Source organism: Azospirillum sp. (assembly GCF_035627195.1).
GTDB lineage: Bacteria > Pseudomonadota > Alphaproteobacteria > Azospirillales > Azospirillaceae > Azospirillum.
In genome coordinates this window covers 1-24792 of the sequence record NZ_DASPMG010000326.1, presented here as the reverse complement: position 1 = coordinate 24792, position 24792 = coordinate 1, and the positions used below count along the sequence as shown (strand labels likewise).

The following is a 24792-nucleotide window of genomic DNA, read 5'->3' as shown; positions in this document are numbered from 1 at the left end:
GCCTTCACCTCGTTGGCGACCTGGGTGACCATCTCCGGGTCCAGGCCGAACTCCCGCTTGCCCATCAGGGCTTCGCCGGAGACCTTGAGGAGAACTCGCTTGTACCGGATGCCGTCGGCGGGCACTTGGGCGGCAGGCACTGGGGTCTGACCCATGGAAACGCTCCCCTCCAGTTATTGTCCGTGCGCAAGCGAGATCCGGCGCCGTCCCTTCACGTGGGAAGGGACGGCGCCGGATGGTATCGTCCTTAGGCCTGCGTGCCGGCGGCGGCGGCCACCTCGGCGGCGAAGTCCGACTGGGCCTTCTCGATGCCCTCGCCCAGGGCGAAGCGCACGAAGCCGGTCAGCGCGACCGGGGCGCCGACGTCCTTGGCGGCGGCCTCGACGACCTTGCGGATCTTGGTCTCGCCGTCGATCACGTAGGTCTGCTCGAGCAGGCAGACTTCCTCGTAGTACTTGCGCAGGCGGCCCTCGACCATCTTCTCGATGATCGACTCCGGCTTGCCGGACGCGCGGGCCTGGTCGGCCAGCACGTTCTTCTCGCGCTCCAGCGCGGAGGTGTCGACGTCGCCGATGTCCAGGGCTTCCGGACGGGCGGCGGCGACGTGCATGGCGATCTGCTTGCCCAGTTCGGTCAGCTTGGCGGCGTCGCCGGTCGACTCCAGCGCCACCAGCACGCCGATCTTGCCGAGGCCCGGGGCCACGGCGGTGTGGATGTAGCTGGTGACGACGCCGGCCGAAACGCTCAGCTTGGCGGCGCGGCGCAGGTTCATGTTCTCGCCGATGGTGGCGATCAGGCTGGTCAGCTCGTCCTGCACGGTGTGCGAGGTGCCGGGGTAGGCGGCGGCCTTCAGCCCCTCGACGTCGCCGGTGGTCAGCGCGATCTCGGCGGCCTTGGCGGCAAAGCCCTGGAACTTGTCGTTGCGGGCGACGAAGTCGGTCTCGGCGTTCACCTCGACCACGGCGCCGGCGGTGCCGGAGGTCGCCACGGCGACGAGGCCCTCGGCGGCGACGCGGCCCGACTTCTTGGCGGCGGCGGCGAGGCCCTTCTTGCGCAGCCAGTCGACGGCGCCTTCGAGGTCACCGTTGGTTTCGGCCAGCGCCTTCTTGCAATCCATCATGCCGGCGCCAGTCTTGTCGCGCAGCTCCTTGACGAGCGAGGCGGTAATCTCGGCCATGGGTCAGCCCTCTTTCTTCCGAAAACGGTTCCAAACGAATCGATTCAACCCTTGAAAACGCAAAACCGCCGGGCTCCGCGCGGGCGTCAAGGGCACCCCCGCGCGGCGCGTGACACGAGTTCCGTTCCCGGTACCGGATTCACACGGAATGCCGTGACGCGAGGTCACGGCATTCCGCGATCCGGTTCCGGTCCGCGGCCCGACGGTGCGGGCCCGGATCAGGCCTGCGCGCCGGCGGCCTCGGCCTCGGCCTGCTCCTCGGGGAGCGACTCGGCCGGCGACTCGTCCTGGGCGCCCACGTCGATGCCGGCGGCGACCATCTCGGCCTGCAGGCCGTCGAGCACCGCGCCGGAGATCAGCTCGCAGTAGGTGTCGATGGCGCGCAGCGCGTCGTCGTTGCCGGGGATCGGGAAGGCGACGCCGTCCGGATCCGAGTTGCTGTCGATCACCGCGACCACCGGGATGCCCAGCTTGTTGGCTTCCTTGACGGCGATCGACTCCTTGTTGGTGTCGATGATGAAGAGGATGTCGGGCAGGCCGCCCATCTCCTTGATGCCGCCCAGCGCGCGCTCCAGCTTGTCGCGCTCGCGGGTGAGCATCAGGACTTCCTTCTTCGTCAGGCCCGAGGTGTCGCCGGACAGACGCTCTTCCATCTCGCGCAGGCGCTTGATCGACTGCGAGATGGTCTTCCAGTTCGTCAGCATGCCGCCCAGCCAGCGGTGGTTGACGAAGTACTGGCCGCAGCGCTTCGAGGACTCGGCGACCTTCTCCTGCGCCTGGCGCTTGGTGCCGACGAAGAGGACGCGGCCACCGCCGGCGACGACGTCGCGCACCGCCTGCATCGCGCGGTGCAGCATCGGCACCGTCTGCTCCAGGTCGATGATGTGCACGCCGTTGCGGACGCCGAACAGGTACGGCGCCATCTTGGGGTTCCAGCGGCGGGTGTGGTGGCCGAAGTGGACGCCGGCTTCCAGCAGCTGGCGCATGGTGAACGAAGGCATGGTCATGGAAAAAGTACCCTTTTCCGGTTGCTCCGCCGCGGGCATTGTTCGGATCGACGAACACCGGATCGGGCCGTTGGCATACGCCGACGGTCCGCCAGCCCGCGTGAGGTTTTGACGACGGCGCTTACATAGCCCGGCGGGTCGGGTTTGGCAACAGCCATGGTGATGGAATCCGCCTTGCCCGCCATCCCGCCAAGGTCACGGCAACCCGCCCTCACGGCGATTGCGCGCCGAAGGGGAACCTGATAGCTGAATTGGTTAACCTGATCGGCCGGACCAAGGCCGGGCGGGACGCCAAGAAGCCTTCCGTCCCAGCCCGCCGCCAGGACTTCCTGCATGTTCCGAACAGAGACAATCCGCCCGGCCGCCCTCCTCGGCGCCGCCGTGCGCAGCCGCCTGCTCGCCCCGCTTTTCGCGCTGATGCTGCTGGCGGTGGCGACGCCGATCTTCCTGGACCAGATCCCGCCGCTGGCGGACTACGTCAACCATCTCGCGCGCATGCACGTCATCGCCGGGATCGACCATGATCCCAAGCTGGCGGAGCTGTACGAGATCCGGTGGGCGGTCATCCCCAACCTTGTGATGGACATGGTGGTGCCGGTGCTCAACCGGTACGTCGACGTCTACGTGGCCGGGCAGCTCTTCATCTTCGCCACGGTCCTGCTGATGGTCAGCGGGCCGATGGCGATCCACCGCGCGCTGCACGGCACGATCACGCCGTGGCCGCTGGTCGCCTTCCCCTTCGTCTACAACGGCATCTTCCTGGTCGGCCTGATGAACTACCTGTTCGGGCTGGGCGTCGCGATGTGGGGGATCGCGGCGTGGATCGCGTTGCGCGGGCGTCCGGCGGCGCTGCGGGGTGCTGTGTCGGCGGCCTTCGTCCTGGCGCTGTTCGCCTGCCACCTGTTCGCCGTCGGCCTGTACGGGCTGGCGCTTCTGGGACTGGAGGCGTGGCTGCTGACGCATCCCGGGGCGTTGCGCGACGCCCGGCGGCTGGCGGCCGACGCGCTGGCGTTCGGCCTGCCCTTCCTGCCGGTGCTGCCGCTGATGCTGTCCAGCCCGACGCTCGGCCTGTCGCACGAGAACATCTGGGAATCGTCGGGCAAGATCGACGGCGTCTACGCCATTATCCAGACCTACGCCGACGCGTTCGACATGCTGGTCGGCGGTGTGGCCGTCGGCCTCACCGTGTGGGCGGCGCAGCGGCGCCTGTTGTGGATGCACCCGGCGGGCTGGGCGGTGCTGGTGGTGGGCACGGCCGTGTTCCTGGCCATGCCGCGCATGCTGTTCGGCTCGTGGATGGCCGACACGCGTTTGCCGGTGGCGATCTTCTTCGTGATGATCGGCTTCCTGCGCTTCGACCCGCGCGATCGCGTCACCCGCTATGCCTTCTTCGCCGTCGTCCTGGGCCTCTCGCTGGTGCGCACCGTGGAGGTCGCGGCGAACTGGCGGACGCTGCAGAGCGTCAACCACGACTTCCGCGAGTCGGTGCACTTCATCCAACCGGGCAGCACCGTCCTGGTGGCGCACGCCGACCACCCGTCGGGCAGCGAGGTGACCAACGCCGCGCTCAGCCACGCCCCCTGCATCGCGCTGATCGAGCGCTCGGCCCTGGTGTCCACGGCGTTCAGCGTGCCGGGCAAGCAGATCCTGTCGGTGCGGCCGGGCTACAGCGAACTGGTCGACCGCAACGACGGCGATCCGCCGACGGTCAGCCAGCTCCTCGCCACCGCCGACGGCCCGGTGCCGGGGCACGAGCGTTTCTGGGACGGCTGGCCGGCGCGTTACGATTACGTCTACGTCCTCTACACCGACGGCGAACCGAATCCGGACCCGGACCATCTCGCTCTGCTCTATGAAGGGCCGCGCTTCCAGCTTTATAAGGTGGTCCGTCCCGTGGATACCGAGTGAGCCACTGTGCCGATCAAGCGCCTTCCCTTCGCCTTCTGCGTTGCCGCCACCATGACGCTGCTCGGGGCCTGCGCCGACGAACACATCGTCGACCGTGAGGAGGTCATGGGCGACTGGCGCGGGCCGGTCACAGCGGAGCAGCTCGCCGACGCCGGGCTCCAACCCGGTATGCCGGCGGACACGCTGGCCATCCGCTTCACCTCGACCGAGGCGATCGTCAACGGCGAGCCCATCAAGGTGAGCTACACCGGCGTCAACAACGGCTTCATGGTCAGGCCGGCGGGATCGCAGCGGGTGTTCACCCTGTACGTGCGCGACCACAACCGCATGAAGGTGACCTTCGCCGGGATCAACCGCCCCACGGCGATCGAGGTGGAGATGACCCGCGCCGGCAAATGACCCGGCGCGATTGACCGGAACGGCGGGCGCCCTCATCTGACAGGCAGCCGCCCGCCGAAGGCGGCACCCCATCGGAGGACGCCGCGCCATGCCCGCTCCGTTCCGCACCCTTGCCGCCGTCGCCCTGCTCGCCGGCCTCCTTGCTCTTCCCTCCAAGGCCGCGGAGGTGCGCGTCTACGACCTGCCGGCCGGTTCCCAGCCGCACGACGTGGCCCCGGCCCCCGACGGCACCGTGTGGTACACGGCGCAGCGCCAGGGTGCCTTGGGCATCCTCGACCCCGCCACCGGACAGGCGCGGCATGTGCCGCTGGGCCAGGGTTCCGCGCCGCACGGGGTGATCGCCGGGCCGGACGGCGCCGCCTGGATCACCGACGGCGGCCTCAACGCCATCGTCCGCTGGGATCCGAAGAGCGGCAAGATCGACACGTGGCGCCTGCCGGAGAGCACCGGCTACGCCAACCTCAACACCGCCGCCTTCGACGGCGCGGGCACGCTGTGGTTCACCGGCCAGAACGGCGTCTACGGCCGTCTGGAGCCCAGGTCCGGCGCGCTGGAGGTGTTCCGGGCGCCCAAGGGCCGCGGCCCTTACGGCATCACGGCGACGCCGGACGGCACCGTCTACTACGCCTCGCTGGCCGGCAGCCACATCGCCCGCATCGACGGCGCGTCCGGCAAGGCCACGGTGATCGAGCCGCCGACGGCCGGCCAGGGGGCCCGGCGCGTCTGGTCCGACAGCAAGGGCAACGTCTGGATCAGCGAGTGGAACAGCGGTCAGCTCACCCGCTACACGCCCGCTGGCAACGCCTGGAAGAGCTGGAAGCTGCCCGGCGACACGCCGCGCGCCTACGCCGTCTACGTGGACGACCGCGACGCCGTGTGGGTCAGCGACTTCGGCGCCAACGCGACGCTGCGCTTCGACCCGGCCAGCGAGAGCTTCACCGCCTTCCCCGGTTCCAAGCCCGGCGCCAACGTCCGCCAGATCCTCGGCCGCCCCGGCGAGGTCTGGCTGCCCGAATCCGGCGCCGACCGGCTGATGGTGGTGCGCACGGCGCCGGCCGGCTGACCGCGCAAAGAACCGGGCCGCGACACCGCGGCTCCTTGTGTGTGGAATATTGCTTCATGACCATCGCCCGCGGAGAAAATTCCGGGGGACGGTGATCATGAGCACAGGGTCCATTCTGTTTTCCTTCCTGCTGTGGGCCGCGGCGCCCCAATCCGGCGCCGAGCCGGCGCTGCTGGCCCGCGCCGTCCTGAACGGCGCCGGCGTCGCCTGCCCGACGGTGCAGCAGAACGGCAGCAGCGCGCCCATGACGGCGCGCGTCAATCCCAGCGCCACGCATTTCCCGGTCACCGTCTGCGAGGCGGTCGTAACGCCGGGCGCCACGGTGACTCTGGCGACGGCGACGGGCAGCGCCACGCTGCCGCCCGCCAGCAAGGCGCCGCAGACCCTGGCCGTGCTGGGCGACACCGGCTGCCGCGACAATCCCGCCAAGCAGCCGTGCACGGACACGGCGTGGCCCTTTCAGGCCATCGCCGGCAAGGCGGCTTCGGCCAACCCCGACCTGATCATCCACGTCGGCGACTACAACTACCGCGGCACGCCGTCCAAGACCGTCATCAACGGCCAGAAGCAGACGCTCTACAACGGCTGCCAACTCCCGTCGTACCAGAGCCAGAACGTGCCCGGCAGCGAGACGCCGGACGGCTGGGCGGCGTGGCTGGCCGACTTCTTCACGCCCAGCGAGCCGGCGCTGACCGCCGCCCCCTGGGTGATGCTGCGCGGCAACCACGAGCTGTGCGCCAAGGCCGGTCCCGGCTGGTTCTACTTCCTCGATCCCGCCAGCGCGCTGGTCGACAAGGGCTACGTGCAGAACACCTGCACCGCCTCCTACCAGGACACGCTGGACGCGTCGCCGCCCTACGCGCTCGCCTTCGACACGCTGCGCCTCGTGGTGATGGACACGGCCGCCGCCTGCGACGACGCCGCCGACCCGGTCGGCACGCCCGGCTACAGCGCGCAGATGAAGGCTGTGCAGGCGCTGGCCGGCAGCGGCCCGGCGTGGCTGCTGACGCACCGCCCGGTGTGGGGCGTCACCAAGGTGCCCGACGCCGACGGCAAGAACGGCGAGATCCTGAACCCCACTCTGCAGGCGGCGCTGGCCAACGCGGGCGGCACGCTGCCCGCCAACGTCGGCCTCATCCTGTCCGGCCACATCCACCGCTTTGAGTCCGTGGCCTTCGCCGGCAAGACCGGGCGCCCGCCGCAGCTGGTCATCGGCGACAGCGGCGTCCAGCTCTCCGGCAGCGGCAAGCCGGCCACCGCCAAGGTGACCATCGGCGGCGCCACCGCCCACATCACGCAGGAGACGAAGAATTTCGGCTACATGATCGCCAAGCTGGGCAAGGGCGGAAGCTGGTCCGGCACCGTCTACGACCCGCACGGCGACAAGAAGCACGCCCTCGCGTCGTGCGCCGTGCCGTTCGACAAGGCGAAGGACTTCTGCAGCCTGGGTGACTGAGCCGTCGGCTTTGTCACTTCTTCAGGATCACTTCTTCAGGAACGGGTTGCTGTAGCCTTTTTGCTTCGAGGGGAACTGCGCGGCCAGATACGCCACGATGATGCGGCGGTCCTCCTCGGGCGGCGCGGCCATGCCGTGCCGTTCGATCATGAAGTCGATGGTGGCGTCCCATCGCTCGGCCGTCTGGCCCTGCTGGGTGATGATCTTCACCCCGTGGCAGGCGGTGCAGGCGTAGAACACCGTCTCCCGGCCGGGCGCGTCGGGCAGGTCCTCCACCGTGTCGTTATGGACCTGCGCGACTGCGGGCGGGGCGGCGGGCGCGGTGGCGCCCAGCAGCAGCGCCACCGCCAGCACGATTCGCCCCTTCATGCCGTGGCCGGCACCAGCACCGCCACCCGGTGCATGGGGTTGCCGCCGTAGCCCTGCGGGTTCCACTGCCCGGCCACCGCCGGCTGCATGATGCCATCGGAATCCGTGGCCCGCGCCCAGACCTCGTAATAGCCGTGCGACGGCAGTTCGACCGATGCCCGCCAGTTCTGCCACGCGTACTTGTTCTTCGGCGCGTCCACCGCCGCTTTGTGCCACGTGGCGCCGTAGTCGAGGGAAACGTCCACCGCCCGCACGCTCTTCTCGCCAGCCCACGCGTGGCCGCGCAGGTCGAGGCGCCTGGTGCCGGCCGGCAGTTCGGTGCCGTGCGCCGGGTTGGTGACGACCGCGCGCACGGGCATAGATTCCAGGATCAGCGTGTCCTTTTCCTCCAGCTTGCCGCCGGGCACCATCGGGTACTTGGCGACACGGTAGGAGGTACCGCCCATCCCCTGCCCGTCGTGCACCCGGTCGCGGATCCACAGGCGCGTCAGCCACTTTTGCGAGGTCGAGCCCGGCCAGCCCGGCGCGATGAGCCGCGCCGGCGCGCCGTGCACCTGCGGGATCGGCCGGCCGTTCAGACGCAGCGCGATAATGGTGTGCTCCTCCATCGCCTTGGCGATGGGGATGCCGCGCGACAGCGCCTGCTTCGTGGTGTCGCCGGACAGGTGCGGGTCGGCGCCGAAGTTGCCGGTGTAGACGGCCGACGGCTTCAGCCCGGCCGCCTCCAGCACGTCCTTCAGCCGCACGCCCGTCCATTCCGCCTGGTGCACGGCGCCGTGGCCCCACTGGTTGCCGCGCGTCTCCGGGGTGAAGAAGCTGCGGCCGTTGCCGCCGCACTCCACCTGCAGGCGCAGCGTCACCGGCCGGAACCGGCTCTCCAGCTCGCCCACGGTGAGCTTGAGGGGCGTGTTCACCTCGCCGTCGATGGTGATGGCCCAGGCCTTGGGATCGGCGGCCGGTTCGGGGATCTGGCCGTTGTTGCGGATGAACATGACGTCGGTCGGCGTCACGTCGGGATCGAGCAGGTGGATGGGCGTCTCGACGTTCAGCGGCCGGTCCTGCAGCACCATCAGGTCCTTGGACTTGCCCTCGAAGGCGAAGGGTTTGGCGTCGCCCTTCCCTTCCGCCAGCGCCGCCGGGATCAGGCCGCCCGGCATGCGCCCGGCGAAGACGACCGGCCCGCCGACCGCCGCCGCCATCGCCGCCAGCCCGGCCCCGCCCAGAAAGCCGCGCCGCGAGGGTCCGGCGCGCCGCCCGAAGACCAGCGCGTCGGCGCGCTCCGGATCCTCGCCGTAGAGTTCGAAGAAGCCTCGTTCCTTCCGGATCATGGTTCCCTCCCTTGGCTGCCGCGACGGCGGTTTTCGTTTGTTTGTTCAGCAAACGATAATGTGCTGGGAGGGACTCGGCAAGGGGGCGGAACGGCCTAAAGCTCCGCCACCTCCACCACGCCCGGCACGGTCTTCAGCGCCGCGCGGCTCTGGGCGGTGATCGTGTAGGCGCCGGGCAGCTGGATCTCGACCTCCTTCAAGGGTTCCACCTCCACCAGGACGTGGATGCGGCCCTTGCCGCGGGTCAGGCGGTCGAGCATGCCGCGGATGCCGGCCAGCGGCTTGTCGTCGCGCACCACCACGCGCAGACCGTCCGACACGGCGGCCACCGCCTCCTCCAGCGGCTTCACCTCCTGGCAGGTCAGGCGGATCTCCTCGCCGTTCAGCTGCGCGTCGACGGTCAGCAGAACCGGGCGCCCGGGCTCCAGCAGGTCGCGGTTGCCGGACAGCACCTCGGAGAACACCGTCACCTCGTAGCCGCCGGTGGCGTCCGACAGCTCGACGAAGGCGAAGCGGTTGCCGGACTTGGCGGTCTTCTCCTTCTTCGACACCACGATGCCGGCCATCTTGTAGCGGGTGGAGCCTCCCCGCCCCATCGCCTGCGCCAGCTCGGCCGACCGCACCACCTTCATGCGCGACAGCGGCTGCGAGAAGGCGTCCAGCGGGTGGGCGGACAGGTAGAAGCCGATGGACTGGAACTCGTGCTTCAGCTTCTCCAGCGGCTCCCACTCGCCCACCTTGGGCAGGTCGGGCTCCTTCAGGCCGCCGCCGGCCCCGCCGAACAGGTTGCCGATGCCGCTCTCGCGCTCCGCCGCCTCCGCCTGGGCGTAGCGGATCAGCGTCTCCAGCGCGGCGTGCACCTGCGCGCGGTTGGGGTTCAGCCCGTCGAAGGCGCCGGCGCATGTCAGGTTTTCCAGCTGGCGCTTGTTGATGGTCTTCAGGTCCAGGCGGCGGGCGAAATCGAACAGGCTCTTGTACGGGCCGTTCTTCTCGCGCTCCTCCACCACCGCCTTCATGGCCGGCAGGCCGACCCCCTTTACCGCCGCCAGCGCGTAGCGCACGGCCTTGGCCCCGTCCGGCAGCCGCTCCACCGAGAACACGGCGGTGGACTTGTTGATGTCGGGGGTCAGCAGCTTGATACGCAGGCGCCCCAGCTCCTGCCGGAAGACGTTCAGCTTGTCGGTGTTGCCGAGGTCGAGCGTCATCGACGCCGCCAGGAACTCCACCGGGTGGTTCGCCTTCAGGTAGGCCGTGTGGTAGGCGACCAGCGCGTAGGCGGCCGCGTGCGACTTGTTGAAGCCGTATCCGGCGAACTTGGCCACCTGATCGAAGATCATGCTGGCCTGATCGCCGTCCACGCCGTTCTTCTGCGCGCCGTCGACGAACTTGGCGCGCTCCTTGTCCATCTCCTCCTTGATCTTCTTGCCCATGGCGCGGCGCAGAAGATCGGCGCCGCCCAGCGAATAGCCGGCCAGCACCTGGGCGATCTGCATCACCTGCTCCTGGTAGATCATGATCCCGAAGGTCTCCTTCAGGATCGGCTCCAGGGCCGGGTTCATGTAGTCGGGCGGTTCCTCGCCGTTCTTGACCTTGATGTACTTCGGGATGTTGTCCATCGGGCCGGGCCGGTACAGCGACACGAGCGCGATGATGTCCTCCAGCCGGTTCGGCTTCAGGCGGCGCAGCACGTCGCGCATGCCCGAACTTTCCAGCTGGAACACGCCGGTCGATTCCGCCCGCCCCAGGATCTCGTAGCTCTTCTCGTCGTCCAGCGGGACGGTGGTCAGGTCCGGGCTTTCCGGGATCAGGTCCACCGCCGTCTTCAGCACGGTCAGCGTCTTCAGGCCCAGGAAGTCGAACTTCACCAGACCCGCCTGCTCCACGTACTTCATGTTGAACTGGGTGACCGGCATGTCGGACCGCGGGTCGCGGTACAGCGGCACCAGCTCGTCCAGCGGCCGGTCGCCGATCACCACGCCGGCCGCGTGGGTGGAGGCGTGGCGGTACAGCCCCTCCAGCTTCAGCGCCATGTTGATCAGGCGCGCCACCGTCTCGTCGCCGTCGCGGGCCTGGCGCAGCAGTTCCTCGCTGTCCAGCGCCTGCTGCAGCGTCACCGGGTTGGCCGGGTTGTTGGGCACCAGCTTGCAGATCTTGTCGACCTGCCCATAGGGCATCTGCAGCACGCGCCCCACGTCGCGCAGCACGGCGCGCGCCTGCAGCTTACCGAAGGTGATGATCTGCGCCACGCGGTCGTAGCCGTACTTCTTCTGCACGTAGCGGATCACCTCTTCACGGCGGTCCTGGCAGAAGTCGACGTCGAAGTCGGGCATCGACACGCGTTCGGGGTTCAGGAAACGCTCGAACAGCAGGCCGAAGCGCAGCGGGTCCAAGTCGGTGATGGTCAGCGCCCAGGCGACGACGGAGCCCGCACCCGAACCGCGCCCCGGCCCCACCGGGATGCCGTGGTTCTTCGCCCATTTGATGAAGTCCGACACGATCAGGAAGTAGCCGGGGAACTTCATCTTGACGATGACGTCCAGTTCGAACTCCAGGCGCTCGAAGTACTGCTTGCGCGTCTCCGCCCGCTGTTCCGGCGTCATGTCCGGCGTGTAGACGACCTTCTCAAGCCGCATCTCCAGGCCCTCGCGGGACTGGGCGCGCAGTTCCTCCGCCTCGTCGCGGTCGCCCTCGCAGGGGAACGGCGGCAGGATGGGCTTGATCGGCTTCAAGAGGAACGAGCAGCGCTTTGCGATGGTGACCGTGTTGTCCACCGCCTCCGGCAGGTCGGCGAACAGCAGTCGCATCTCCTCCGCCGACTTGAAGCGGTGGTCGGGGGTCAGGCGGCGGCGGTCCTCCTGGCTGACGTAGGCGCCCTCGGCGATGCACAGCAGCGCGTCGTGCGCCTCGTACATGTCGGCGGTGGCGAAGTAGCAGTCGTTGGTGGCGACCAGCGGCAGGTCGTGCGCGTAGGCCAGATCGATCAGCGCCGGCTCGATGGCGTCCTCGACGGCGGCGAAGTGGCCGCCGTGGCGCTGCAGCTCGACGTACAGGCGGCCGGGAAACAGGCCCTTCAGCCGCTCCAGCACATCGACCGCCAGATCCCTCTGCCCCTCGCCCAGCAGCCGCCCGACGGTGCCCTGCGGCCCGCCGGTCAGGGCGATCAGACCCTCCGAATGCCCCTCCAGCGCGTCCAGCGGCACCTGCGGGCCGGCCATCGGGTCCGACTCGATGAAGGCCTTGGAGACCAGCTTCATCAGGTTCCGGTAACCCTGGTCGGTCTGGCAGAGCAGGACGAGCTGGTCCGGCTGGTTGCTGCCCTTCCCCGCCACGCCGCCCGGCTTGGTGGGCGCCGGGCCGAAGCGGGTGATGCCCAGCACCGTGCCGATGATCGGCTGCACGCCGGTGTCCGCCGCCGCCAGCGCGAATTCCAGCGCGCCGAACAGGTTGCCGGTGTCGGTCACCGCCACGGCGGGCATGTGCTGCTTGTGGCAGAGCTTCACCAGCTCCTTCGTCTTGATGGCGCCTTCCGACAGCGAATAGGCGGAGTGCACCCGGAGATGGATGAAGTCGGCGTTGGGCATCGATCGTTCGGTGGTTCCGGTCCTGCCGTGTGGCAGCGCTCTAGTCGTGGCGCATCCCGCGGCCCCGTTCAAGGCCCGCGTACGGGGTGCCTTCCGCGGGGAAAGGCAAGTGGGGCGCGTTGCCGCGCCCGTCACAAGGATGTTTCGCCTTTGTGTTGCAATCGTGTAATAAGCAAGGGTCCGTCGGCACGAAGTTTCCGAAAGGCGCCCCATGCGACGTTCGAGCCACACTCTGTTCGCCGCCCTGCTGGCCGGCGCCCTGCTGGCCGGCTGCCAGACCACCACCCCGCAATCCACCACGGCGGCGACGCCCAAGGCGCACAGCGACGGCCCGACCCGCGTGGTGGCCGAGAAGCGCGGCTGGACGGTCGAGCTGGTCACCACCGGCGACCGCGACCGCGCCTACTGCCTGGCGCAGCGCAAGGCCGCCGCGCCGGGGCTGGTGTTCGTCGCCGCGGTGCGCGACTCCGGCTTCCGCCTCACCGGCCTGCCGCCGCGTGGCGTGGCGGACTCGGCCAAGCCGCTGACCGCGCTGTTCGACGACGGGGAGCGCGTGCCCTTCCAGGCGCACCCGCTGGACGAGCGCGCGCTGATGGTGGCCTTCCCCACCGCGGACTACGAGGACGCGCTGTTCCCCTTCGCCCGCAGCCGCAAGGTGGAGTTCCACGACGGCGCCAGCCCGGGCGCCGGCCCCGTTGCCGCCTTCAACCTGTCGGGCTCCTCCTGGGCGATCAACGCGGCCGACGAGTGCCGGCGGATGCACACCGGCTCCTGAGCCCGTGTACGAAGGGCCTTGCTCCCTCGGCGATTCGGTCTAAAACTGCGCGTATTCGCCGAAAACCCCGCCCGGAGAGCGCGCACGCATGGAGGACCGCACCGACCGCGCCGCGCAACTCGCCGCCCTGGCAGGGCTGGGGCTGCCGCACGCCGCCGTGCCGGAACCAATGCCGCTGCTCGTCCTGGACGACGCGCCGCCGCGCCCCATGCCCGAGACCTTCGGTCCTGTCGCCCCCCTTGAGGCCGTCGTCGAGGAGCGCCAGCGCGAGCTGTTCGCCCGCACGCAGGAGCTGAACGAGGCGCTCGACGCTCTGAAGCGCAACCAGGCGAAGCTGGTGGAGGCGGAGAAGCAGGCCTCGCTGGCCGGCCTCGTCGCCGGCATGGCGCACGAGTTGAACACGCCCATCGGCACCGCGCTCACCGCCGCCTCGGCGCTGGGCGACGCCGCCGCGCGCGTGACGGAACAGGTGGAACGGCAGGCCCTGCGCCGCTCCGACCTCATGCAGTTCCTCAAGCTGGTGGGCGACGTGACGCCGCTCATCCTCGGCAGCCTGCACCGCTCGGTCGGGCTGATCGACAGCTTCAAGCGCCTCGCCGTCGGCGGTGCCGGGGAGGAGCGGCGACGCTTCGACCTGCGCCGCCGGGTGGAGCAGGCGCTGGTCGGCTTCGCGCCCAAGGCCCGGCGCGACGGCCACCGCCTGACGGCCGCCTGCCCCGACGGCATCGACATGGACGGCTACCCCGACCTGCTGGGACAGGTGTTGAGCGCGCTGGTGCAGAACGCGCTGGTGCACGGGCTGTCGCCGGACCGGCCCGGTTCGGTCGCCATCCTGGCGCGCGAGGACGGCGACACGGTGGAGCTGCGCTGCGTCGATGACGGCCGCGGCATCGATCCCGAACACCTCGACCGCATCTTCGACCCGTTCTTCACCACCGGGCGCGGCAAGGGGGCGGCCGGCCTCGGCCTCAACGTGGTGCACAACGCGGTCACCCGCGTGCTGGGCGGCACCGTGCGGGTGGACAGCGAGCCGGGCCTGGGCACCACGGTCAGCCTGCGCCTGCCCCGCCGCGCACCCTGCCCCGACGATAACGCATTGCTCGCCGACGGGGCCGGCGCATAGGCTCTACGCCCATGCGCCCGCTGCACATCCTCCTCGCCGTCTGCGTTGCCGCCGTCTGGGGCTTCAACTTCGTCGCCATCAAGGTGGGGCTGCGGGATTTTCCGCCGCTGCTGTTCACCGCACTGCGCTTCGCGCTGGCGGCGGTGCCGCTGCTGGTCTTCGGCGTGCGCGCCGGCCCGCCGGTGGCGTGGCGCTTCGTGCTGGGCATCGGGCTGGTGCTGGGCGCCTTGCAGTTCGCCCTGATGTTCGGCGGCGTCTACGTTGGCATGCCGGCCGGCCTCACCTCGCTGGTGGCGCAGAGCCAGGCCTTCTTCACCCTGCTCTTCGCCGCCGTCTTCCTGGGCGACCGGCCGGGCCTGCGGCCGCTGGCCGGCATGGCGGTGGCCTTCGTCGGCATCGCGGTGATCGCGCTCGACATGCCGGCCGGCGGGTCGCGCCTGGGCCTCGTCATGGTGATCGGCGCCGCCATCGCCTGGGGGGCCGGCAACATCATCCTGAAGCGGGCCAACGCGCCCGACCTGTTCCGCCTGATGCTGTGGGTCAGCCTCGTTCCGCCCCTGCCGCTGCTGGCGCTCTCCCTGATGGTCGAGGGGCCGGAACGGATGAGTGCCGCGTTGACTGGGATGACGTGGCCGGGTGTCGTGTCGCTGATCTACATCGCCGGTGCGGCGACGCTGTTCGGATTCGCCAGTTGGGGCTTCCTGATGCGCCACTACCCGGCCAGCCTCGTGGCGCCCTTCTCGCTGCTGGTGCCGATCTTCGGCATGAGTTCCGGCGCCCTCTTCCTGGGCGAGGACTTCGGCCCGCTGAAGCTCGCGGGCGCCGCCCTGGTGTTCGCCGGGCTGGCGGTGACGGTGCTGAAGCTGCCGGTGCGCAAGCCGGCCCCGGCTGAGTGATGCCGGCCGACGTTGGGTTTTCGCTGCGCTCGACCCAACCTACGGGGGATGCACATCCCGGTAGGTTGGGTTGAGGCGCCAGCCGTAAAACCCAACGTCAGCCGCTCACACCAGGTTCTGCTTCAGGAACTCCACCGTGCGCTGCCACGCCAGCTTGGCGGCGGCCTCGTTGTAGCGCTCGGACGAGGTGTCGTTGTTGAAGGCGTGGTTGACGCCTTCGTACATGTGCAGCGTGTACTTGGCGCCGGCCTTCTTCAGCGCCTCCTCGTACGCCGGCACGCCGCCGTTCACGCCCTGGTCGAGGCTGGCGTAGTGCAGAAGCAGCGGCGTCCTGAGCGCGCTGGTCACCAGCGCCGGGTCGGGCGAGCGGCCGTAGTAGACCACCCCGGCCTTCAGGTCCGAGGCCTTCAGCGCCAGCTGGTTGGCCATGCCGCCGCCCCAGCAGAAGCCGACGGCGCCCACCTTGCCGCTCGAATAACGGTAGGCCATCAGGTAGGAGATGGCGGCGTTCAGGTCGTTCACCGTCTTGGCGGCGTCGAGCTGGCCGATCATGTCGCGCGCCCGGTCGGGGTCCTGCGGCGTGCCGCCCAGCGGCGACAGCAGGTCCGGCGCCAGCGCCACGAAGCCTTCGGTGGCGAAGCGGCGGGTGACGTCCTCGATGTGCGGGTTCAGGCCGCGGTTCTCGTGGATGACGATGACGGACGGCGCCTTGTCAACCGCCTTGGGCCGCGCGACGTAGCCCTTCACCTCGCCAGTCGCCCCCTGGAAGGTCACGGACTCGGTGGTGATGCGCGAATCGTCGGGCGCCACCACGGCGGCCAGCGCGTAGTTCGGCTCGATCTGCGACAGGATGGCGGGCACCAGCGCGGCGCTGCCGACCATGGCGGTCAGCCGCTCCAGGAACACCCGGCGCGGCAGCGGCCGATGGGTGTACTCGTCGTAGAGGTCGATGATCCTCTGGTCCATCTCGTCACTCCCCGGCTGTGATCGTTCCGCTGTGATCGTTTTGCAGGGAGTGTGCCTGAGGGCACGGCGCCCGCCAACCGGCGAATCGGCTGGCGCCCCTCCTCATCGGCCGGACGCCGTCATTCCGGCATCGGCGGGGGCGAGGTGGCGGCGATGCTGGGATGGGCGCGCATGCGCTCGATCCAGGCGGAAAGCCGCGGCGCCTCGGCCAACAGCGCGCGGGTCTCCGCCGTGTACGGGGTGTAGAGCATCAGCGGCGCCAGCATGACGTCGGCCAGCGTGAAGGCGTCGCCCGCCATGTAGGGCTGGCCGTCCAGCAGCCGCTCCCACTCGGCGATGCACAGCTGCGCGCGCGGGATGGCCCCGTGCACGGCCGCCTCGTCGCACGCCATGCCCATCTTGGGCGCGATCAGGCGGTTGAACATGATGCCGCCGGCAATGGACGGCCAGCCGTAGGCGTCCATGATCCCGATGACCTGGTTCATCCGCGCCCGCTGCCGCACGTCGGCCGGCTGCAGCGCCGGGCCGGGAAAGGCCTCGTCGATGTAGCGGACGATCGCCTGCGTCTCGTACAGCGCGAAGCCGTCGTGCTCGAACGCCGGCACCTTGGCGAAGGGATGGCGGGCGAGGTGCTCCGGCTGGCGTTGCTGGCCGAACGCGAAGTCGGGCATCTCGTAATCGAGACCCTTTTCGGCGAGCGCGATGCGCACGCTCCAGACATAAGTGCTCAAGGCAGGGCCATGGACGACGATGCGCGACATCAGGCCAAATCTCCCCAATGGTTGTCATACCGGCGGCGCTTGATCACTTCCATCGAGCGCCGCCGGCAAAACCCGACAGATCAATGCGATAGCATTGATTGAGAGGGTGATAAGGATGACGCCTTCAGGCGTCGTCCTTATCAGGCGTGCTCCACCAGCACGCCGTCGCGCATTTCCAGGACGCGGTCCATGCGCTGCGCCAGTTCCAGGTTGTGGGTGGCGATCAGCGCGCCCACGCGGGCACCGCGCACCAGCTTGGTCAGCATGGCGAAGACCCCCTCCGCCGTGTGCGGGTCCAGGTTGCCCGTCGGCTCGTCGGCGATCAGCAGGCCCGGCGCGTTGGCCAGCGCGCGGGCGATGGCGACGCGCTGCTGCTCGCCGCCCGACAGGCGCGCCGGCCGGTGGCTCGCCCGCCCCTCCAGCCCGACCATGGCGAGCAGCTGGCGCGCCCGCTCCGTCGCCTCGCGCTTCGACAGGCCGGCGATCATCTGCGGCAGAACGATGTTCTCCTGTGCGGAAAACTCTGGCAGCAGGTGGTGGAACTGGTAGACGAAGCCGATGGCGCCCCGGCGGATCTCCGTGCGCTTGGCGTCGTCCAGTTTGGAGGCGTCGATGCCGCCGATGCGCACCGTGCCCTCGTCCGGCCGCTCCAGCAGGCCGGCGATGTGCAGCAGCGTCGACTTGCCGGCGCCCGACGGCCCGACCAGCCCGACCAGTTCCCCCGGCCGCACCGCCAGCGAGGCGCCGCGCAGCACCTCCAGCCGCGTCCCGGCCTGCTCGAACACGCGCACGACGCCGGACAGCTCCAGCATGGGCCGCTCCTCACTCATAACGCAGGGCCTCCACGGGATCGAGGCGGGCGGCCCGCCAGGAGGGGTAGATGGTGGCGCCGAACGACAGGCCGAGCGCCATGCCGACCACCTGCGCCACCTCGCCCCAGTCGATGCGAGCGGGCAGCTGCGACAGGAAGTAGATCTCGGCGGAGAACAGGTTGGTGCCGGTCAGCGCCTGGATGAACTGCCGGATCGCCTCGATGTTCTGGCAGAACACGATGCCCAGGCCCAGGCCGGCCAGCGTGCCGATGACGCCGACGGTGGAGCCGGCCAGGAAGAACACGCGCAGGATCATGCCGCGCGTGGCACCCATGGTGCGCAGGATGGCGATGTCGCGCCCCTTGTCCTTCACCAGCATGATCATGCTGGAGATGATGTTGAACGCCGCCACCATGATGATCAGCGACAGGATCAGGAACATCACGTTCCGCTCCACCTGCAGCGCGGTGAAGAAGCTGGCGTTCGACTGCTGCCAGTCCAGCACCCGCCCGCGGCCCGCCACCGCCGGCAGGATGGCGTCGCGCGCCGCGCGCACCTGCGTGGGGTCGGCCACGTACAGCTCCAGCGAGGTCACCGCCTCCGGCAGGCGGAAGAACAGCTGCGCCGGCTCCAGCGGCATGAAGATGAAGGAGTTGTCGTACTCGAACATGCCGACGTCGAAGATGGCGGCGATGGGATAGCTGCGCTGGCGCGGCACGGTGCCGAAGGCGGTGGCGTTGCCCTGGGGTGCGATCAGCGTGATGGAATCGCCGACGTTCAGCTTCAGCCGCTGCGCCATGCGCGCGCCGATCGCCACCCGGTCCTCGCCGAATGCCTCGGCCGATCCGGCGACGATGTGCCCCGCCAGCGTCGGGCGCGCCCGGAAATCCTCCGGCCGCACGCCGCGCACCACGGCGCCCGACGCGGAGCCCTTGGCGGCGATCAGCGCCTGCCCCTCCACCGTCGGCGTTACGCTCACCACGCCCGGCGTGGCGCGCAGCGCCTGCGCCAGCGCGTCGTAGTCGCGCAACGGGCCGCCCTGCGCGGCGTAGATGTTCAGGTGCCCGTTCAGGCCCAGCACCCGCCCCAGCAGCTCGGCGCGGAAGCCGTTCATCACCGCCATGACGATGATCAGCGTGGCGACACCCAGCGCGATGCCCAGCAGCGAGAACCCGGCGATGACGGAGATGAACCCCTCCTGCCGGCGCGCCCGGAGGTAGCGCATCGCCACCATGCGTTCGAAGGCGGAGAAGATCATGGGGATCCGAACTCGCGTGCGGGGGACGGGCGGGTCATTCGTAACGCAACGCCTCGATGGGGTCGAGGCGCGCCGCGCGCCAGCTGGGGTACACCGTCGCCCCCATGGACAGCGCCAGCCCCATGACGACCACCAGCACCACCTCTCCCCAGTCGATGCGGGCCGGCAGGTGCGACAGGAAGGCGACCTCGGCCGAATAGCCGCCGCCGGACAGACGGCCGACCAGTTGCCCCACCGTCTCCATGTTGCCGGCGATGGCGAGGCCAAGCGCCAGCCCGGCCAGCGTGCCGACCACGCCGACCGACGCGCCGGACAGGAAGAAGACGCGCAGGATCATCCCCTGTGACGCACCCATGGTGCGCAGGATGGCGACGTCCCGCCCCTTTTCCTTCACCAGCATTATCAGGCTGGAGATGATGTTGAAGGCGGCGACCAGGATGATCAGCGTCAAGATCAGGAACATCACCGTCCGCTCGATCTTCAGCGCGGTGAACAGGCTGGCGTTCGCCTGCTCCCACGCCATGACCCGGTGGCCGGGTCCGGCGGCGGTGGTCACGGCGGCGCGGACCTGTTCCATGTTCAGCGGGTCGCCGACGAACAGCTCCAGCGCGCTGACACCGTCGCCCAGGTTGAAGAACGCCTGTGCCGGCTCCAGCGGCATGAAGACGAAGGCGTTGTCGTATTCGAACATGCTCGTGGCGAAGATGGCGCCGATGGGGAAGCTGCGCATGCGCGGCGCCGTGCCGAAGGTCGCCACGTCGCCCTGCGGCGCGATCAGCGTGATCTGGTCGCCCACGGTCAGGCCCAGGCGCTGCGCCATGCGCAGGCCGATCGCCACGTTGTCCTCGGCGAAGGCATCGATGGTGCCGCGCACGATGTTGCGCGCCAGCGTCGGCCGGCTCCGGAAGTCCTCCGGCCGCACACCGCGCACCATGGCGCCCGACGCCACGCCGCGCACGGTGATCAGCGCCTGCCCCTCCACCAGCGGATTGCCCCCGAGAACGCCCGGCACGGCGCGCACCTTCTCCGCCAGCGCATCGAACCCGTTCAGCGGCCCGCTCTCCGCGGCGTAGACGTTCAGGTGTCCGTTCAGGCCCAGGACGCGCCCCAGCAGCTCCCCCCGGAAGCCGTTCATCACCGCCATGACGACGATCAGCGTCGCCACACCGAGCGCTATGCCCAGGAACGAGAACCCGGCGATGACCGAGATGAACCCCTCCTGCCGGCGGGCGCGCAGATAGCGCATCGCGACCATGCGTTCGAAGGCGGAGAAGATCATGGGGAAGCCTGAGCCGGGCCGGGAGTGAGTGACGCTCCGCAACATAGGAGCATCACCGTGGCAGGAAAAGGGCCGTGACGCGACCGGCGCCGCGCGTCGCCATCGGAAGTGCTGGCGCCATCGGACTGGATACGCCATTTAATAAAGGGCAAAGGACGGGATAGGAATCATGGCAACCGCGGTTACCGGCAAGGGACAGGTCACCATTCCGAAGGCCGTGCGCGACCACCTCGGCCTCACCACCGGCAGCATGGTCGAGTTCGAGGTCACTCCCGACGGTCGCGTCGCGCTGATGAAGGCGGTCGCCGACCGGCCCGCCGGCCGTTTCGCGCGCCTGCGCGGCTGCGCCGGAAAGGGTCCGACGACCGACGAAATCCTGACGATGACCCGTGGCGAAGACGGGCATGACGCTCGTTGACACCAACGTCCTGCTCGACCTCATCACGGACGACCCCAACTGGGCGGACTGGTCGGTGCGGCAGTTGGAAGCGGCGACCCGGAACGGGCCGCTGATCATCAACGACGTGATCTACGCCGAATTATCCATCCGCTTCGCGGACCTCGACGACCTCGAAGCGATGCTGGAGGACGCGGGGCTTGTCGTATCGCCGATCCCCCGTCCCGCGCTGTTCCTGGCGGGAAAAGCCTTCCAGCGGTATCGGGCGGCCGGCGGCACCCGGACGGGCGTGCTTCCCGACTTCTTCATCGGCGCCCATGCCGCGGCTGCGTCGCTGCCGCTCCTGACACGGGACGCCCAGCGTTATCGAACCTACTTCCCGACGGTCACGCTGATTCTCCCGAAACCTGAAACGCAAATCCCCGCACCCTGACGGTGCGGGGATTTCCCGTATCGGTTCAAGAGGGAGCCCTACGCCGTCAGCTTCGCCAGCGCGCTGTCGGCCGACAGCTCCTCGCGTTCGCCGGTGGCGCGACGCTTCAGCTCGACGACGCCGTTCTTCAGGCCGCGCGGGCCCACCACCAGCTGCCAGGGCAGGCCGATCAGGTCCATGTCGGCGAACTTGACGCCCGGCCGCTCGTCGCGGTCGTCGTACAGCACGTCCACGTCGGCGCCGCGCAGCTTGAAGTACAGCTCGTCGCACACGCGGTCGGTCTCGGCGTCGCCCGGCTTCAGGTTGACGAGGCCCACCTTGAAGGGCGCCACGGCGTCCGGCCAGACGATGCCGTTGTCGTCGTGGCTCGCCTCGATGATGGCGCCCACCAGACGCGACACGCCGATGCCGTAGCTGCCCATCTCGACGAACACCGGGTCGCCGTTCGGGCCGGCGACATAGGCGTTCATCGCCTTGGAGTACTTGGTGCCGAAGTAGAAGATGTGCCCCACCTCGATGCCGCGCGCGGACTCCAGCCGATCGGCCGGCACCGGGCAGGAGGCGTCGTCGTGCTTCTCGTCGGTGGCGGCGTAGATGGAGGTGTACTTGTCGAAGAACGGCTGCAGGTCGTCCTTGTAGTCCGGCGCGTCCTTCAGCACGTCCAGGCCCAGCCACTCCTTGTCGCAGAACACGCCGCTCTCGCCGGTCTCGGCCAGGATGATGAACTCGTGGCTGAGGTCGCCGCCGATGGGGCCGGTGTCGGCGCGCATGGGGATGGCCTTCAGGCCCAGGCGGGCGAAGGTGCGCAGGTAGGCCAGGAACATCGCCTGATAGGAACGCTTGGCCGCGTCCGGGCTGATGTCGAAGGAATAGGCGTCCTTCATCAGGAACTCGCGGCCGCGCATCACGCCGAAGCGCGGGCGGATCTCGTCCCGGAACTTCCACTGGATGTGGTAGAGGTTCAGCGGCAGCTGCCGGTAGCTCTTCACGAAATGCCGGAAGATGTCGGTGATCATCTCCTCGTTCGTCGGGCCGAACAGCATCTCGCGGTCGTGCCGGTCGGTGATGCGCAGCATCTCCTTGCCGTAGTCGTCGTAGCGCCCGCTCTCCCGCCACAGCTCGGCCGACTGGATGGTCGGCATCAGCAGTTCCTGCGCGCCCGCCGCGTCCTGCTCCTCGCGCACGATCTGCTCGATCTTCTTCAGCACGCGGTGGCCCAGCGGCAGCCAGGCGTAAATGCCCGCCGAGGTCTGGCGGATCATGCCGGCGCGCAGCATCAGGCGGTGCGAGACGATCTGCGCCTCGGTCGGGGTTTCCTTCAGGGTCGGCAGGAAAAAGGCGGACAGCCGCATGGTTCCACTCTCGAAGACCGGGATAGCGCCAATCATGGCACCGGGAGAGGGACTTTAGGAAGGTCCGGCGGCCTTGTCCATCATGAGTCCATCACCGGCGCGCGGTCGCTTCAGCGTCCGGCCTTGCACAGCGCGTAGAGCTGCGCCTGGCTCGCCCCGGTCAGCGGCTGCCCGTTGAACCAGATCTGCTCGCCGATCACCGTCAGGCGGCCGACCTCCGTGCGCCCCGGCAGCCCGCCCGTGGTCCCGCCGATGCCCAGGCGGCGGGCGAAGTCCAACGTGACCGGGATCTCGATGCGCAGCGGCTCCGCCCCCAGGCCGGCGGACGAACCCGGCAGGTCGGCGGGCGCCACCGGGCGGCCGTTCACCACGTCGGCGCCGGGCCGGTGCTCCACGTCCGCGGCCGGCACGTGGCGCGGCAGGTACTGGCACACCGACAGGTCGAAGCCCTGCGCCGCGGCGCTCCCGCCCATCATCAGTCCCAGTCCCACCGCGACGGCGAGCGTGCGCATCATCGACGGCCTACAGGTTCTGCTGCACGACGACGGGGGTGGGCATCGCCTTCCAGTACAGCGACAGGTAGGGCATGCCCTTCTCCGCCTCCTCCTGGGTGCGGGCGGACTGGCGGATGTACTTGCCGATGAACGGCTTGTTCACGTGCTCCAGGTCGACCGCGCATTTCAGCACCACGAACTCGCCGATGCGGTCGGGCAGGTTGAACTGGCACTTCTGCAGCGCTTCCGACAGCACGCCGGGCTTCGCCTGATCGTGGCCGGTCAGGTTGAATTCCTGGTGATGGTACTGCTTCAGTTCCTTCAGCATCGACGCCACCCGCGCCGGCTTCACCCGCGGCAGGCCCTTGAAGACCTTGCTGTCGTCGTGGAACAGCGGCAGGTAGCCCTTCTTGCCGGAGAGCTGGTTGAGCATGGTGTAGAGGCCGGCCATCACGTCGCCCTCCTGCTCCTGCTCGGCGGGCCGCGCCTCCTGCTCCTTGCGCTTGCGGCCGAAGAGCAGGCTGAGGAAGCCGCCCTTCTTCTCCTCCTTCTGGTTCTGCGAACCGGAGGTGACCGTGCGCTCGTCCCACAGCGCGTCCCAGGCGTAGTCCCAGGCGGTGAAGACGGCGTTGGAGCGGTCGTCCAGCACGGTCAGCAGGTATTCCCGCCCGTCGCGCGGCCAGTCCACGTCGCCGACGATGGCGCGCACCGGCCGGCGGCTGAGCACGACCGGGAAGATGCCGACGCGGACCACTTCGGTGTAGATGTCGAGGAAGGACGGCGTCTGCGCGAACGGCAGCAGCGAGCACGGGCGCCCCTCCGGCTGGAGCAGCTCCATGGTCTTGCGGGTGCGTTCCAGCAGCTCGGTCTGCAGGACCGCAGCGAATTGCTCGAACCGTTCGTTTTCCGTCGCGGTCATAGGACGCCCAGAACTCCCACCCCCTGCCCTCGCCGGTCCAACCGCCGAAGGCGCGGATGGCGATGGCGCCGTGTCACGGCGCACCGGCACCGCGCAGCAGCCCAGCAGCGTGTCGCCTACCTTGATTTTAGCGGCTTAAAAAAATCCTAACAGCATGAAACGATTACAAAAGCGCAATATGTCGTAAGCTAATGATTTGTGGGGCTCGGGGCTTGTTCTACCGGCAAGCGACCTTGGTCGCTCACGGGGGTCGCTCGCGGGCTGCGGCGTGCGGGCGGCTCATAAAAATCGGACCGCGCAGCATCCGCAGCGCGGCCCGAGTCAAGGGAGGAATCGCCACCAGGCGTCGTGAGGGGGCGAGAACCCCCTCGCAGTACAAATACTGAGCCCGCAATCAGGGGCTGGCAAGCCCATAATTGAGGCAATCAGGTCTTCTGCCAAAGATTTCGCCAGTTCTGCCCAGCATAAAGGCGAATGATTAGGCAACGGGCAGCAAATCGCCCAATTGATGGGCAGGATAGCCGGTGAACCCCTGCCGCACGGCCACCAGCCAGGGCGGATTGGCCGCCACGACTCCGGCCCAGACCGGGCAGCCGGGATGGTGCGCGCCGGGCAGGTAGCCCAGGCTCATCAGGAACTCGCCGACGATCTCGCCGCCGGTGAAGCGGAAGGTCCGCTTGAACAGCTTCACCCACTCCTCCTTGGGCAGCGGGTGGTGCGCCTTCAGCCAATCGGCGAAGGAGCCGTAGCTCGTGCGAAGTTCCACGACTCGGCGCGCGTTCTCGATGGCCGCGTCGACCTTCAGGCGGTTGCGGATGATGCCGGAGTCGTTCAGCAGCCGCTGCCGGTCCGCCTCGCCGTAGGCCGCCACGCGGTCGACGTCGAACCCGTCGAAGGCGGCGCGGAACGCGTCCCGCTTCTTCAGGATGGTCAGCCACGAGAGGCCGGCCTGGTTGATCTCCAGGACGAGGCGCTCGAACAGCACCCGCTCGTCATCCGACGGCACGCCGTACTCCGTATCGTGGTACGGCCCGTGGAA

General features: G+C 69.1%; 23 protein-coding genes and 1 pseudogene. 9 read left to right on the top strand and 15 right to left on the bottom strand.

The annotated features are described in order from the left end of the window. From pyrH to rpsB, 3 genes and pseudogenes are all read right to left on the bottom strand, one after another. Nucleotides 1–155: pseudogene (pyrH, locus tag VED21_RS29350) on the bottom strand (UMP kinase); the annotation flags it as partial. Between the two features lie 92 nt (nucleotides 156–247). Continuing rightward, nucleotides 248–1177, bottom strand: a complete 930-nt coding sequence (gene tsf / locus VED21_RS29345; protein ID WP_324888800.1) for a translation elongation factor Ts — start codon at nucleotides 1175–1177, stop codon at nucleotides 248–250. Nucleotides 1178–1395: 218 nt separating this feature from the next. Beyond that, nucleotides 1396–2184: a 30S ribosomal protein S2 gene (gene rpsB, locus VED21_RS29340; RefSeq protein ID WP_324888798.1), complete on the bottom strand. Its 789-nt coding sequence runs from the start codon at nucleotides 2182–2184 to the stop codon at nucleotides 1396–1398. A 333-nt stretch (nucleotides 2185–2517) separates the two neighbouring features. Here rpsB and VED21_RS29335 point away from each other — a divergent pair, with 333 nt between their 5' ends. The 4 genes from VED21_RS29335 (at nucleotide 2518) to VED21_RS29320 (ending at nucleotide 7010) form a co-directional block, all read left to right on the top strand. Beyond that, on the top strand, nucleotides 2518–4092 hold the full coding sequence (locus VED21_RS29335) for a hypothetical protein (protein WP_324888796.1): 1575 nt from the start codon (nucleotides 2518–2520) through the stop codon (nucleotides 4090–4092). Nucleotides 4093–4098: 6 nt separating this feature from the next. Next, on the top strand, nucleotides 4099–4491 hold the full coding sequence (locus VED21_RS29330; protein ID WP_324888794.1) for a hypothetical protein: 393 nt from the start codon (nucleotides 4099–4101) through the stop codon (nucleotides 4489–4491). 88 nt (nucleotides 4492–4579) lie between these two features. Continuing rightward, entirely contained in the window at nucleotides 4580–5554 is a 975-nt protein-coding gene (locus VED21_RS29325) for a virginiamycin B lyase family protein (RefSeq protein WP_324888792.1), read from the top strand. Between the two features lie 97 nt (nucleotides 5555–5651). After that, nucleotides 5652–7010 carry a metallophosphoesterase family protein gene (locus VED21_RS29320; RefSeq protein WP_324888790.1) on the top strand — a complete coding sequence of 453 codons (1359 nt, stop codon included), beginning with the start codon at nucleotides 5652–5654 and terminating at the stop codon, nucleotides 7008–7010. A 27-nt stretch (nucleotides 7011–7037) separates the two neighbouring features. Here the strand turns inward: VED21_RS29320 and VED21_RS29315 are convergent, their stop codons facing one another. The 3 genes from VED21_RS29315 to dnaE all read right to left on the bottom strand — a co-directional run bounded on the left by VED21_RS29315 (nucleotide 7038) and on the right by dnaE (nucleotide 12288). Then, nucleotides 7038–7379, bottom strand: coding sequence for a cytochrome C-552 (locus VED21_RS29315; RefSeq protein ID WP_324888788.1), 342 nt, complete (start codon nucleotides 7377–7379; stop codon nucleotides 7038–7040). Then, nucleotides 7376–8707 (bottom strand): sulfite oxidase, encoded by a 1332-nt coding sequence (locus VED21_RS29310; RefSeq protein WP_324888786.1) that lies wholly within the window; start codon nucleotides 8705–8707, stop codon nucleotides 7376–7378. Before VED21_RS29310 ends, VED21_RS29315 begins: the two co-directional genes overlap by 4 nt. A gap of 95 nt (nucleotides 8708–8802) precedes the next feature. Next, on the bottom strand, nucleotides 8803–12288 hold the full coding sequence (gene dnaE, locus VED21_RS29305) for a DNA polymerase III subunit alpha (RefSeq protein WP_324888784.1): 3486 nt from the start codon (nucleotides 12286–12288) through the stop codon (nucleotides 8803–8805). A 211-nt stretch (nucleotides 12289–12499) separates the two neighbouring features. Between dnaE and VED21_RS29300 the strand changes: the two genes are divergently transcribed. The 3 genes from VED21_RS29300 to VED21_RS29290 all read left to right on the top strand — a co-directional run bounded on the left by VED21_RS29300 (nucleotide 12500) and on the right by VED21_RS29290 (nucleotide 15082). Beyond that, complete coding sequence (locus VED21_RS29300; protein WP_324888782.1) at nucleotides 12500–13063, top strand: hypothetical protein; 564 nt, start codon at nucleotides 12500–12502, stop codon at nucleotides 13061–13063. Between the two features lie 88 nt (nucleotides 13064–13151). Beyond that, on the top strand, nucleotides 13152–14186 hold the full coding sequence (locus VED21_RS29295) for a HAMP domain-containing sensor histidine kinase (protein ID WP_324888780.1): 1035 nt from the start codon (nucleotides 13152–13154) through the stop codon (nucleotides 14184–14186). An 11-nt stretch (nucleotides 14187–14197) separates the two neighbouring features. After that, entirely contained in the window at nucleotides 14198–15082 is an 885-nt protein-coding gene (locus VED21_RS29290) for an EamA family transporter (RefSeq protein WP_324888778.1), read from the top strand. 105 nt (nucleotides 15083–15187) lie between these two features. Here VED21_RS29290 and VED21_RS29285 read toward each other — a convergent pair whose 3' ends face one another. The 5 genes from VED21_RS29285 to VED21_RS29265 form a co-directional block, all read right to left on the bottom strand. Then, entirely contained in the window at nucleotides 15188–16048 is an 861-nt protein-coding gene (locus tag VED21_RS29285; RefSeq protein WP_324888776.1) for a dienelactone hydrolase family protein, read from the bottom strand. Nucleotides 16049–16167: 119 nt separating this feature from the next. Beyond that, the gene (locus VED21_RS29280; protein ID WP_324888774.1) at nucleotides 16168–16809 is read right to left on the bottom strand and encodes a glutathione S-transferase family protein; all 642 of its coding nucleotides are present in this window, start codon (nucleotides 16807–16809) and stop codon (nucleotides 16168–16170) included. A 140-nt stretch (nucleotides 16810–16949) separates the two neighbouring features. Next, entirely contained in the window at nucleotides 16950–17639 is a 690-nt protein-coding gene (locus VED21_RS29275; protein WP_324888772.1) for an ABC transporter ATP-binding protein, read from the bottom strand. After that, nucleotides 17632–18879, bottom strand: a complete 1248-nt coding sequence (locus tag VED21_RS29270) for a lipoprotein-releasing ABC transporter permease subunit (protein WP_324888770.1) — start codon at nucleotides 18877–18879, stop codon at nucleotides 17632–17634. Before VED21_RS29270 ends, VED21_RS29275 begins: the two co-directional genes overlap by 8 nt. A gap of 34 nt (nucleotides 18880–18913) precedes the next feature. After that, on the bottom strand, nucleotides 18914–20158 hold the full coding sequence (locus tag VED21_RS29265) for a lipoprotein-releasing ABC transporter permease subunit (RefSeq protein WP_324888769.1): 1245 nt from the start codon (nucleotides 20156–20158) through the stop codon (nucleotides 18914–18916). Between the two features lie 169 nt (nucleotides 20159–20327). Here VED21_RS29265 and VED21_RS29260 point away from each other — a divergent pair, with 169 nt between their 5' ends. Then, nucleotides 20328–20576, top strand: a complete 249-nt coding sequence (locus VED21_RS29260; protein WP_324888767.1) for an AbrB/MazE/SpoVT family DNA-binding domain-containing protein — start codon at nucleotides 20328–20330, stop codon at nucleotides 20574–20576. Further along, nucleotides 20563–20988: a type II toxin-antitoxin system VapC family toxin gene (locus tag VED21_RS29255; protein WP_324888765.1), complete on the top strand. Its 426-nt coding sequence runs from the start codon at nucleotides 20563–20565 to the stop codon at nucleotides 20986–20988. Before VED21_RS29260 ends, VED21_RS29255 begins: the two co-directional genes overlap by 14 nt. 38 nt (nucleotides 20989–21026) lie before the next feature. Here VED21_RS29255 and proS read toward each other — a convergent pair whose 3' ends face one another. The 4 genes from proS to VED21_RS29235 form a co-directional block, all read right to left on the bottom strand. After that, nucleotides 21027–22340, bottom strand: coding sequence for a proline--tRNA ligase (proS, locus tag VED21_RS29250; protein WP_324888763.1), 1314 nt, complete (start codon nucleotides 22338–22340; stop codon nucleotides 21027–21029). Nucleotides 22341–22450: 110 nt separating this feature from the next. Then, the gene (locus VED21_RS29245) at nucleotides 22451–22855 is read right to left on the bottom strand and encodes a hypothetical protein (protein ID WP_324888761.1); all 405 of its coding nucleotides are present in this window, start codon (nucleotides 22853–22855) and stop codon (nucleotides 22451–22453) included. A gap of 7 nt (nucleotides 22856–22862) precedes the next feature. Then, nucleotides 22863–23753: a hypothetical protein gene (locus VED21_RS29240; RefSeq protein ID WP_324888759.1), complete on the bottom strand. Its 891-nt coding sequence runs from the start codon at nucleotides 23751–23753 to the stop codon at nucleotides 22863–22865. A gap of 478 nt (nucleotides 23754–24231) precedes the next feature. Further along, a partial coding sequence (locus VED21_RS29235) for a DNA-3-methyladenine glycosylase I (protein ID WP_324888757.1) occupies nucleotides 24232–24792 on the bottom strand: 561 nt, incomplete at its 5' end.